The organism is Vibrio sp. 10N.222.49.A3 (assembly GCF_041475145.1).
GTDB lineage: Bacteria > Pseudomonadota > Gammaproteobacteria > Enterobacterales > Vibrionaceae > Vibrio > Vibrio tasmaniensis_A.
Genome location: NZ_JBFRVM010000019.1, coordinates 1 through 12,823 on the forward strand (window position 1 = coordinate 1; position 12,823 = coordinate 12,823).

7 protein-coding genes are annotated in these 12,823 nt (G+C 45.7%); 5 read left to right on the forward strand and 2 right to left on the reverse strand.

From position 1 onward, the window contains the following. From AB4589_RS02380 to tldD, 3 genes are all read left to right on the forward strand, one after another. On the forward strand, positions 1-3,352 hold a 3,352-nt coding region (locus AB4589_RS02380; protein ID WP_372099208.1), incomplete at its 5' end, for a YhdP family protein. Between the two features lie 75 nt (positions 3,353-3,427). Further along, a complete protein-coding gene (locus AB4589_RS02385; protein ID WP_017098898.1) occupies positions 3,428-4,240 on the forward strand; it encodes a carbon-nitrogen hydrolase family protein in 813 nt (270 codons plus the stop codon). Between the two features lie 19 nt (positions 4,241-4,259). Next, a complete protein-coding gene (gene tldD / locus AB4589_RS02390) occupies positions 4,260-5,705 on the forward strand; it encodes a metalloprotease TldD (RefSeq protein ID WP_009847843.1) in 1,446 nt (481 codons plus the stop codon). Between the two features lie 116 nt (positions 5,706-5,821). Here tldD and AB4589_RS02395 read toward each other — a convergent pair whose 3' ends face one another. After that, entirely contained in the window at positions 5,822-7,201 is a 1,380-nt protein-coding gene (locus AB4589_RS02395) for a PhoH family protein (protein WP_009847842.1), read from the reverse strand. A gap of 419 nt (positions 7,202-7,620) precedes the next feature. Here AB4589_RS02395 and rapA point away from each other — a divergent pair, with 419 nt between their 5' ends. Further along, positions 7,621-10,530: an RNA polymerase-associated protein RapA gene (rapA, locus tag AB4589_RS02400; RefSeq protein ID WP_372099210.1), complete on the forward strand. Its 2,910-nt coding sequence runs from the start codon at positions 7,621-7,623 to the stop codon at positions 10,528-10,530. 116 nt (positions 10,531-10,646) lie between these two features. Here rapA and AB4589_RS02405 read toward each other — a convergent pair whose 3' ends face one another. Then, positions 10,647-11,918, reverse strand: a complete 1,272-nt coding sequence (locus tag AB4589_RS02405) for an NRAMP family divalent metal transporter (RefSeq protein WP_372099212.1) — start codon at positions 11,916-11,918, stop codon at positions 10,647-10,649. 158 nt (positions 11,919-12,076) lie between these two features. Between AB4589_RS02405 and rluA the strand changes: the two genes are divergently transcribed. Then, positions 12,077-12,811, forward strand: a complete 735-nt coding sequence (rluA, locus tag AB4589_RS02410; protein WP_371707662.1) for a bifunctional tRNA pseudouridine(32) synthase/23S rRNA pseudouridine(746) synthase RluA — start codon at positions 12,077-12,079, stop codon at positions 12,809-12,811. Positions 12,812-12,823: the final 12 nt, after the last annotated feature.

Consider the following 12,823-nt stretch of genomic DNA (forward strand, 5'->3'; position numbering starts at 1 on the left):
CTCTGGTGAAGAACGTCAGCTTGATCTCGAAACTTTAAAATGGCAAAACTCAGGTAAACATCACCTTGCGGAGGGTGTAGTAAGTATTAAAGACGCTAACCTCAACTCTTTGTCAGTAAGTGCTAACTTTGTTGATGGTGGTTCTTTAACTGATATGACGGGCGAGTTTTATGTCAGCGCGGATAGTATCTCAGTAATGCCTTGGTTAACTCGTTATATGCAGGCAGAATCCGGCATTGAGACGGGCACGGTGAGCTTGAATAGCTGGCTAACGCTACGAAATAGCAAGCCAGTTAGCGCTTATGTTGAGGTATTACCTTCAGAACTGACTTGGAATGAAGGTGGTCAACATGACTTGATGCTTGAGTCGGGTGTTTTTAAATTATCACCAATTGATGGTGGATGGCAGGTAAATGGTCACTCACTAAATCTAAGAACGGATGACAGGCCTTGGCCTGAGCTTGATGTCGCTTTCAAGTGGAATAAAGGCCCGTGGGAACTTAATGTTTCTGAACTTGATGTTGAAACCATTACCCCGTTGATCAAGTTGATGCCAGATTCTTCGCAATCTACCCAAATGATCAATGCATTGGCTCCGGGCGGTATCGTTTCAGACATTCGCGTTGCGATGGGCTCTGGAATTGAAAGCTTGCGTTACTCTGCGAACTTTTCCGATTTGGCGATCGAACAATGGGAGTTAGTCCCTGGCTTTAGCCAAGTATCAGGGCATGTGTTTGGCTCGGCTTCGGAAGCGAAAGCCAGCTTATATGTTATTGATGATGTGTTTCCTTATGGTGATGTTTTCCAAGCGCCTCTGAATATCAAACAAGGTCAGGTTGATATTGTTTGGCAGCAAGATGAAAACGGCTGGAAACTGTGGTCGGACAAAATCACTGCAGCCACGCCAGATTTACAAGTACTAGGCGCATTTCGCTTGGACTTTCCAGATAACGCTAGCCCTTACCTTTCTTTTTATGGTGAAGCGGACGCTTACAACGTCGGTGAGACATGGCGCTATTTGCCGACATTGGCACTTGGCCAAGACTTAACCGATTACCTTTCAACAGCGATTCAAGCGGGTAAGGCCGACACCGTTAAATTACTTTGGCATGGTGAATTAGCCCAATACCCGTACACCAATCATGATGGTATTTTCCAAGTTTGGGTTGGCTTAGAAGACGCTAAGTTCAGCTTCGATACCGCGTGGCCATTGATAACCGACCTTCAACTTGACCTGTTATTTGAAAATGATGCGATGTATTTAGACTCTCGCTCCGCTCAATTGATGGATGTGGCGGCAGATCGAATCACTGGTCGTATTCCTTATTTAGGGGAAGGCGGTCATATCGAAATTGAAGCTAAAGCAACGGCGTCTGGTAATGCAGTTCGAAATTACATGACTGCTTCGCCACTCGTAGATTCTGTGGGTGCTGCGTTAACTGCGCTTAAAGTGAGTGGTGATGTCTCTTCTGAGTTCCAGCTTAATATTCCGTTTGATTCTGAACAAGAACCTAGAGCGTGGGGATATGCAGATCTGAGTGGTAATCATGTTGAGATTGAAGCTCCACCAATGGTGCTAGAGAACACCACTGGTCGTATTGAATTTGATAATGATGTCGTGACAGCAAGTGGTCTTGCCGCTGATTTGCTTAATCAAGGTATCTCGGTTGACTTTAAAGGTCTTAATGATGGACCTGGCTATGCAGTGGATCTTGATGTGTTAGGTGATTGGGACGTCAATCCTCTAAAGCCGTATGTCGGAGAGCAGTGGTTAAGCCGTTTGTCGGGTCATGCACAATGGCAAAGCCAGATCGATATTCAACTTAATGATATTGGTTTTACTTACCAACTCGACTTACAGTCAGACCTCAAATACTTAGCGAGTGATTACCCATACCCATTAGCCAAAAAGTCATTAGAAAGTGGTTCTGCAAGGCTACAAGCCTCGGGCAATCAAGAATCGATTACCGCGCGTCTGCAATTGCCGAGCACTAAATACCAAGCTGAGATTGATATTTCCGGCGATGTTCCTGAATTAACGGCGACCAATTTAGTCCTTGGTCGTGGTGGCTATAAAATTAGCCCCGTGGTAGGGCACCATGCCTTGATTCGTACCGATAAGTTCAATGCCGATGACTGGCTGTCAGTAGTCATGGAGCCAGTGCAACCATCGGATGCTGTCCTTAGCCAGATGAACACGCCAACCATTCCAGCGCCACGTCGCATCACCTTCGAGAGCAAAGAGCTGATCTTAGGTGGTATTTCTTGGAATGATGTTGATTTTAGCGCTCGAAAAAATAAGCAAGCATGGCAAATGGAAGTCTCTAGTCAAGAGTTAGAAGGTGATGTCAATTACTTGCCTCCTTATGATTTGACTGTTTCATTGGATCGCCTGCATCTGTTTGTTCCTGAGTGGAGTGACAAGAAAAACCAAGACCAACTGCTACAGCGTAAGGCGCAAGAAGCACCGTTGATCTCTGAGTTGGATAGAAAGCTCCATGATGCGATGCCGAATTTGACGCTGACCCTGAACGACTTTTGGCTGCAAGGGTATAAAGTTGGTAAGGTTGATGTTGAGATGACTAGGCAGGAAGATCGCATTGAGTGGAATAAGATTCAGGTTCGAAGCGGCGGAAATAAAGCGGATATCAGTGGCTGGTGGGAACTGCAAGGTGATAAGAGTCACTCATCGTTAACTCTTGATGTTGAAGGTGAAAACAACAGCGAGTTAATGGAACGCTTCGGTATTACTTCCGGGATTCAAAAAGCGCCCTTTGAGTTAGAAGGTCAATTGAATTGGGATGGTTCGCCTTGGGGGATCAAAATGGATACCCTTGATGGCAACGTTAAAACCCAATTTGGTAAAGGTATTATCTCGGATGTGAGTGGCGCAGCTCGATTACTGGGGCTGTTTAGCCTAGATTCGATTATCCGTAAGATGCAGCTCGACTTCTCGGACGTATTTGATAATGGCATGGCATTCAATAGCATCACAGGAACCGGCAAGATTCAAAATGGTATCTTCCTAACGAACGATCTGAACATGGATGCGGTCGCGGGTGAGATGAAGATCAAAGGAATCGCTAACCTCAACACGCGTCTGGTCGATGCTGAGGTGAACTTTACCCCTGATATTACCTCGGGTATTCCAGTATTAACGGCCTTTGCGGTAACGCCTCAAACGGCGCTGTATGTATTGGCGGTGACTACGGTTATATCGCCGGTGGTTGAAGTCTTTACTCAAGTGAATTACTCGGTAAAAGGCCCATTGGATTCACCTACGGTGAGTGAGCTTTCTCGTAGTTCTGGCGAGTTCCAGCTACCCGAAAAATTGAGAAAATTAGCTGAGTAGTTGATAACAAGCCAGTCGGTTAATATACGGTCAAATGCTGATTTCTGAATCATAATGAATGGAGGAGCGATACACATGGATTGTGTTGGGTTGATTCAAATGACATCAGGCCCTCGCCCTGACTTGAACTTTGATTATCTTGCTCAAGAAGTAGCAAAGTGCAAAGAGTTGGGGGCTAAGTGGGTTGTGTGCCCTGAAAACGCGTTAGTCTTTGGCAGTAAAGCCGACTATCACCAGTATGCTGAGCCTCTAAATGATGGCCCACTGCAAAAGAAAGTCTCTGAGCTAGCAAAGCTTTACCGAATTTGGATTGTTATTGGCAGTATGCCGATAAGCACAGCTAAAGGCGTGACTACCACAACCTTGGTGATTGATGATTTTGGTTGTCTAGTGGCCCATTACGATAAGTTACACATGTTTGATGTGGATGTTGCTGATGCACATAAGTGCTATCGAGAATCGGATATTTTCACGCCCGGTGACCGAGTGGTAACAACGGAAACGCCTTTTGGTCGCTTAGGTTTGAGTATTTGTTATGATGTGCGCTTTCCGCACTTGTATTCAGAGTTACGCAAGCAAGGTGCACAAATCATAGTGGTACCGGCAGCTTTTACCGCAGTAACAGGGCAAGCTCACTGGGAAGCATTATTAAGATGCCGCGCGATCGAAACGCAATCGTGGATTATCGCGGTAGGGCAAGGCGGAAATCACCCTTGCCAAAGAGAAACATGGGGACACTCAATGGTGGTTGATCCATGGGGGCGAGTGGTTGCACAGCTAGACCAAGATCCTAAAAGTATGGTGGTTGAGATAGACACATCCAGTTGCGAATCAATCAGGCAAAATATGCCAATCGCGCAGCATTCTCGATTTACCAATCAATTTTAATTACAAATAAGAGCCATTTATGAGCATCAATCAAATTGAAGAAGCGCTACTGAACCCAACAGGGCTGACGGAGCAAAATATCGCAGATACATTGGCGAGCATTGCTACCCGCCAAATTGATTATGCTGATATCTACTTTCAGTCAAGCTGGCATGAATCTTTAGTGCTAGAAGACAGCATTATTAAAGACGGCTCTTTCAATATCGATTGTGGTCTTGGTGTACGAGCGGTATCTGGTGAAAAAACCGGTTTTGCTTACTCTGACCAAATCCAATTGGATGGCCTTAAACAGAGTGCAATCGCGGCTCGCGGTATCGCTAAGCAAGGGCAAAACGGTAAGGTACAAGCTTTCAAACGTAACTCTAACCAAGCTTACTATGATGCAGTTAACCCGCTAGCAAGCTGGGAAAAGCAGCAAAAGACAGAATTACTTAAAGCGCTTGATGCTTACATTCGCACTAAAGAACCGATGGTAACTGAAGTATCGGTGAGCCTAAGTGGTGTACATGAACAGATGCTCGTTGCGGCAACTGATGGTACTTTCGCTGGTGATATTCGCCCGTTGGTTCGTCTATCAATTAGCGTACTTGCACAGAAAGGCGATCGTCGTGAACGTGGCAGTGCCGGTGGCGGTGGTCGTTTTGGTTACGATTTCTTCTTAAGTGATGCTAACGGTTCTCAAGTTGCTTACCAATTCGCTGATGAAGCCATTCGCCAAGCATTAGTTAACCTTGAAGCGGTTGCTGCGCCTGCTGGTGCAATGCCTGTGGTTCTTGGTTCTGGTTGGCCGGGTGTTCTACTGCATGAAGCGGTAGGCCACGGTTTAGAAGGTGATTTCAACCGTAAAGAGTCTTCAGTATTTTCTGGCAAAATCGGCGAGCAAGTTACATCAAGCCTATGTACGATTGTTGATGACGGTACATTAACGGATCTACGCGGTTCATTGAACGTTGATGATGAGGGTGTTAATGGTCAGTACAATACGCTAATCGAAAACGGCATCTTAAAAGGTTACATGCAAGATAAGCTAAACGCTCGTCTAATGGGTGTAGCACCTACAGGTAACGGTCGTCGTGAGTCTTACGCGCATCTTCCAATGCCACGTATGACGAATACATACATGCTGCCGGGCGAACACACACCGGAAGAGATCATTGCAACGGTTGAGAAAGGCATCTACGCACCGAACTTCGGTGGCGGTCAGGTTGATATCACATCAGGTAAGTTTGTGTTCTCAGCTTCTGAAGCGTACATGATTGAAAACGGCAAGATCACTCACCCAGTGAAGGGCGCGACGCTGATCGGTTCTGGTATCGAAGCAATGCAGCAGGTGTCTATGGTCGGTAATGACCTAAGCATTGACCGTGGTGTTGGTGTGTGTGGTAAGGCTGGTCAAAGTGTGCCAGTGGGTGTTGGTCAGCCAACATTGAAACTAGACTCGCTAACGGTTGGTGGTACTGAGTAATTCAGGTCAGCAGCACGAGTTAATTTCAAAATCTCTCGTCATAAAATAGATTGAAAGCGCCTCTATTGTGAGGCGCTTTTTGTTTATAGGTTACTGGTTCTGTGAGCGCGCAGAGTCTACATGTTCTCTTCCGCGAACTCAGCCAGTCGGCTACGCACCACACCATTGAGGTGGATGTTGGCACTGCCTTCGAAGTTTTTAAAACGCTCGACCATGTAGGTGAGCCCCGAGGTCACAGGAGTTAGGTAGGAAGAATCTATCTGCGCTAGGTTTCCTGAGCAGACGATCTTGGTCCCTTCACCACAACGGGTGATGATGGTTTTGATTTGTGAAGCGGTGAGGTTCTGACACTCATCCAAAAGCACAAACGCATTCTGAATTGAACGGCCACGCATAAAGTTAATCGATTTGAACTGGATGTTAGCTTTATCACAGATGTACTTCATTGAGCCTTCTGTGCAGTGATCATTCTTGTGCAGCGCTTCCAGTGTATCGGTCACTGCAGCTAACCAAGGCAACATCTTCTCTTCCTCTGTACCCGGAAGAAACCCTATCGACTCACCTATATCAGGTGTGTTTCGGGTTACGATGATCTTATCGAACTGTTTACGTTCAATAGTTTGTTCAAGTGCAGCAGCCATGGCTAACAGTGTCTTACCACTACCAGCAGCGCCAGTGAGAATCACCAGATCAATATCAGGGTCGAGCAGGGCATCGATCGCCATACCTTGGTATACGTTTTTGGGTGTGATGTCCCATGCTCTGCGATTCATTAGTCTTTCGCGACTGAGGTCTCTTAGTGTAATGCTTTCAGTTTCAATCTCTTCGACTCGAGCTGCAAAGTCACTTTCTTCGTCAATCACATACTGGTTGAGAAAGGTTGGCTCGAACGGCGCTCTTGCTAAGGTGTGCAGGGTCTTTCCGCCTAAACTTCTGCTCTCGACATTATCGATACCATCCCAAAATGAGCCTTCCAGTTGTTGGAAGCCTTTGGTGAGGTATTGGATATCATCAATCAATTGGTCGGTTTGATAGTCTTCAACAAAACGGACACCGGCGCCTTTGGCTCGTAAACGCATGTTGATGTCTTTGGTGATAAGAACCACTTCTCGTGGCGCGCGTTTATTTTGAAGATAGAGGACTGCGTTGAGGATTCGGTTATCGCCAGCTTTGTCATCGGCGAAGGCTTTGATACTTTCTTGAAGTTCGTAGTCAGCGAGTATTGAAATACTGCCAGATGCGTTTATGTCTTTAGAAAAAGGGATGCCTTCCGATATTTGGTCTGGTGTGGCTTCCCTGAATAAGTCTTCGAGCGTTCGAATCGCAATTCTCGCATCACGAGCAACATCTCTTTTACTGTCTTTGATTCTGTCGAGTTCTTCTAGCACTGTCATGGGGATAACGACATCGTGCTCTTGGAAAGAAAATATAGCGAAGGGTTCGTGAAGTAGGATATTGGTGTCTAAAACAAATAGCTTCCGGTTGGTCTCGCCCATAGCATCTCCTTGCCGACGTACGGCTTGCCTTGCATTCATTGAACGTAGATTAAGCTCATATAAAGGTTAGTATCTGATTCTAGTGATAGTCAACAACTCACCTAAACTTCATTTGAGAGCTGCATTCTGCTCTCCATAGAATAACCATGATTTTTTGACAGTTTGATTGCACTTATGAAAACAGAAAAAAAGTATGAAATCGTCTCCTTTAGGCGTGACCTAAATCACAGCATCGAGTAAGATTAGCGACCTTTTTCTGCACCATTTTCTCAAGATATTTATTATTAAGAGCGCACTTAAAAAGTGGCTGCAAACTAGGCATTTTTGGCTATATTTTTAGTTCAAGAGCAATAACGTTCTTGTTTGAAATTGCAATTAGAAAGACCAAATTCCAACTATAAGATTGAGGTAGTCGATTCATGACATTTGCTTTGGGGCAACGCTGGATAAGCGATACGGAGAGCGATTTAGGTTTAGGTACCGTTGTAGCAATGGATGCTCGCACAGTAACAGTAATGTTTGCTGCGTCAGAAGAAAACCGCGTCTATGCACGCACAGATGCTCCCGTAACCCGAGTGGCGTTCAATGTAGGCGATGTCATCGAATGCCAAGAAGGTTGGTATTTATCTGTTGAAGAAGTTATCGAAGATAAAGGGCTACTGACTTATTTGGGTACTCGTGAAGATACTCAAGAGACAGAGGTGACTCTGCGTGAAATCTTTTTAAGTAACCAGATCCGCTTTAACAAGCCACAAGATAAGCTGTACGCAGGTCAAATCGACCGTATGGATAACTTTGTGTTGCGCTACCGTGCTTTAAGCAACCAATACCAACAACATAAGAGCCCAATGCGCGGCTTGTGTGGTATGCGTGCAGGTCTTATCCCTCATCAGCTTTACATTGCTCATGAAGTGGGTCGTCGTCACGCTCCGCGCGTTTTACTGGCTGATGAAGTTGGCCTAGGTAAAACCATAGAAGCGGGCATGATCATCCACCAACAGGTGTTGTCTGGCCGTGCTGAACGTATCCTGATTGTGGTTCCTGAAACTCTACAACACCAGTGGTTAGTAGAGATGATGCGCCGTTTCAACCTGCACTTCTCTATCTTTGATGAAGAGCGTTGCATAGAATCTTTCGCAGAATCAGATAATCCATTCGATACACAGCAATACGTTCTGTGTTCTTTGGATTTTCTGCGCAAGAGCCGTAAGCGCTACGAGCAAACACTTGAAGGTGAGTGGGATTTGTTGGTTGTCGATGAAGCGCACCACCTTGAGTGGAGCCAAGACAAACCGAGCCGCGAATACCAAGTGGTTGAAGGATTAGCTGAAAACACGTCTGGTGTATTGCTACTGACAGCGACCCCTGAACAGCTGGGTCGTGAGAGTCACTTTGCGCGTCTGCGTCTGCTTGATCCTGATCGCTTCTACGATTACGAAGCATTCGTTGAAGAAGAAGACCAATATGCGCCAGTTGCTGATGCAGTAACGGCATTGTTCTCTGGCGTGAAGCTTGAAAACAGCGCGAAGAACCAAATTACAGAACTTCTGTCTGAGCAAGATGTTGAGCCACTGTTCCGTGTTATCGAAGGTGATAGCAGCGAAGAAGAGCAAGCCTTAGCTCGCCAAGAACTGATTGATAACCTTATGGATCGCCATGGTACTGGCCGTGTTCTTTTTAGAAATACACGTGCTGCAATCAAAGGCTTCCCTAAGCGTAATGTAAACCTACTGCCGATGGACATTCCAACGCAGTACACAACCTCGATGCGTGTATCGGGCATGATCGGTGGCAAGATGGCACCAGAAGCTCGAGCGATGAAGATGTTATATCCAGAAGAGATCTTCCAAGAATTTGAAGGTGAAGACTCAAGCTGGTGGCAGTTCGATTCTCGTGTGAACTGGTTGATTGAAAAGATTCAAGACAAGCGCAGCGAGAAGATCCTAGTGATCGCGTCGCGTGCGAGTACTGCTTTGCAATTAGAGCAAGCACTGCGTGAGCGTGAAGGCGTGCGTGCAACGGTATTCCACGAAGGCATGTCGATTCTAGAGCGTGATAAAGCTGCGGCTTATTTTGCTCAAGAAGAGGGCGGCGCTCAGGTTCTTATCTGTAGCGAAATCGGTTCTGAAGGTCGTAACTTCCAGTTTGCTAACCAGTTAGTGATGTTCGATCTTCCGTTTAACCCGGATTTGCTTGAACAACGTATTGGTCGTTTGGACCGTATCGGTCAACTTCGAGATATCGACATTCATGTCCCTTACCTAAAAGGCACATCGCAAGCGATTCTAGCGCGTTGGTTCGATGAAGGTTTGAATGCATTCGCAGAGACTTGTCCTACTGGTCGCACGGTTTACGATAAGTATTCTGATGTACTGATCGAAATGCTGGCTTCTGGTAACACTGAGCAGCTTGATGAAGTCATTGAAGAATCAGCGAAGCTCAATCAAAGCCTGAAATCGGATCTAGAAAAAGGCCGAGATCGACTATTAGAAATGCATTCAAATGGTGGTGATAAAGCCCATGAGATTGCAGAGAAAATTGCTTCTACCGATGGTGATACTAACCTCGTTTCTTTTGCACTGAGCCTGTTTGACACCATTGGTCTGAACCAAGATGACAAGGGTGAAAATGCACTAGTTGTGACACCTTCTGAACACATGATGGTGCCAAGCTACCCAGGTTTACCTTACGAAGGTGCAACCATTACGTTCGATCGTGATACCGCGCTGTCTCGTGAAGACATGAACTTCATTAGCTGGGAACACCCAATGATTCAGGGCGGTATTGATCTGCTATTGAGTGAAGGTGTGGGTGCGTCTGCGGTATCTCTACTGAAGAACAAAGCGCTGCCAGTGGGCACAATTCTGCTTGAGTTGGTTTACCTTGTTGATGCACAAGCGCCAAAGCGCAGCGGTATCAGCCAGTTCCTGCCTAAGACTCCGATTCGCTTGATGATGGATGGTCGTGGTAACGATTTATCTGCTCAGGTTGAATTCGATAGCTTTAACCGTCAACTAAGCCCGGTAAACCGTCATTTAGCGAGCAAGCTAGTAAACTCGGTACAAGGTGAGATTCACAAGCTAATCGAAGCAGGTGAGACGCATGTACTGCCGAAGGTTGAAGAAGTTCGTCAGCAAGCTCAGAAAGATATGCAAACTAACTTGAACGGTGAGTTAGAACGTCTACAAGCGCTTAAAGCGGTTAATCCTAACATTCGTGATGAAGAGTTAGAGGTTATCGAAGCTCAAATCAATGAACTGACGGGTTACATCAGCAAAGCTCAAGTTCAGCTGGATTCGTTACGCATGATTGTGGTTTCTCACAACTAGTTTTGAATTAGCTAAATGCTTTAACGAAATAAGGCCTTCATTACGAAGGCCTTATTTGTATCTGTAGTTTGGTTAAGAGCGTGGTTAACAGTTTGGCTAAGAATTTGGAGAGCAGATTACATCAACCATTTCCACCAAACGAACAGAGCTAAGAAGCCAAATAGGTAAATAAGGCCTGCCACAGACAACCATTTTAGCTTAGTGCCAATCGCCAACGCTTCAGGAAGCTTAGTTTTGCTTACTAAGATGAAGTTAAGCAATGCGAAGAATGGCGTAGTAGCAAAGGCAAGCACCATCGCAAAATCAAGCATTGGCATCAGTGCTGCGCTGAAGAACATCACAATTGCGAGTGCCGCGAGAGAGACAATGATGATCCAGCCTTGCAGCATTTTTGGGCTCGATTCTTTTTTCAATAACAGGCGCTGTGACTCGGCAAGCACGCGTGAGTAACCATCGATAACGGTAATGGTACTGCCAAAGATACAGAAGAAGGCGATAAGAGCGATCAGTGGGCGAGACCATTCACCAATCGTGGAAGCGTAGATGCCGACCAATTGATGGGTGAAGCCAACACCAGAGCGAGACAGTTCAACGCCTGTTCCATGAAGTACTAGTGCACCTAAAGCAACGAATACCAAAGCAAGCAGTGCCGTACCAATGTAGCCTACATTGAAATCGAACAGTGCAGATTGAGCGGTCACTTCTTGTTTCTCTTTTTGGCTTTTTAGCCACATAGAGGTGATGCTTGATATCTCGATAGGCGCGGGCATCCAACCCATAGTGACAACGATAAAGCCAATAGCTGCCAATGACCAAGGTGATGGTGGAACAAAAGCCGCATCAGGTTCAACTGGAGAGCCGATAGCAATAGCGACTGCAGCCAAGGTTGTGATGGTCAGGATCGCCATGATCGCTTTAGACAGTGTATCGAGCGCGCGATAATGGCCAGCGAATAGAATGATCAAGCACGTAGCTAAAACGATCATGCACAATGTGCTGGTGGCCAAATCAAAAGGAATAAAGTAACTCAGTAAGCTTGCACTGAATAGCAGTAAGGCTGAGGTATTTACCACGGCGGAAATGGCACTTAGTATCGAAAAGATAACAAGGTAAGGTCGACCGAGGTTAGAATATCCTTCCACCAAGCTTTGCCCAGTACCAAGGGTATATTGGATGCCGGCTCTAAAGAATGGGTACTTAAATACGTTAACTAAAAGAATCAGTGCGGCTAGTTGCCATCCATAAATAGCGCCAGCTTTCGTTGAAGCGACTAAGTGAGATCCACCGACCGCAGCTGCGGCCATCATGATTCCTGGGCCAAAAGATTTAATCAGGCTTGAAAGTGGTGTGGAGGTTGGTGTTGAGGTGGTTTTAGCCGTACTTTCCATCGTTTTTCCTTTGAGGCTTAGTTCTTATTTTCCGTTACCTTATCAATACCATGTTTCGTGATTTCGTCAACTTTTATGTACAAAAGTGTTTAAAATTGTATTTTTTAATAAACGAATCGACCATGAGTTATTTATTAACCAGTAATTAAGAGGCTCTAATGGCGTTAGAACAGTACACACCACCACGTGAACCGTGGACTGATATTATCTATCAAGATGATGATATTCTTGTGGTGAACAAGCCTGCAGGCCTACTTTCGGTGCCGGGGAGACTGCCAGAACACTACGACAGTATGTGGAGTCGGTTGGTTGTGGATTTTCCGGAGATTCAGGTTGTGCATCGGTTGGATATGTCGACATCAGGCTTGATGCTATTGGCTAAGCATAAGCAGGCTGAGCGGAATTTGAAGAAGCAATTTCAATATCGACAGACACACAAACTTTATTACGCACGAGTGTGGGGTTCAATGGAAGACAAGGAAGGTTTGATTGACCTTCCTCTTATTTGCGACTGGCCGAATCGCCCTAGACAGAAAGTGTGTTTCGACGAGGGTAAACCATCTCAGACTCGCTATGTGGTTGAGCAACAAGAGCCTCAAACGACATTATTGAAATTGCTGCCGATCACTGGTCGCTCTCATCAGTTGCGTGTTCACTGCATGGAACTAGGGAATCCAATTGTGGGCGACGAGTTTTATGCAACACAAGATGCGTTTAATTATAGCGATAGGTTAGCTTTACACGCATGTGAACTGAGTTTTTATCATCCGGCTAATAATCAGCTTTTCAAAGCCTTCGTGCCATGTGATTTTTATCCTCAAGCTTCACCACAAATCGAACAGCACTTTGAAATTGCGCCAGAGCTTCCAGACTACAGTAAGCTAAAAGCTTAGAATGACTCAATT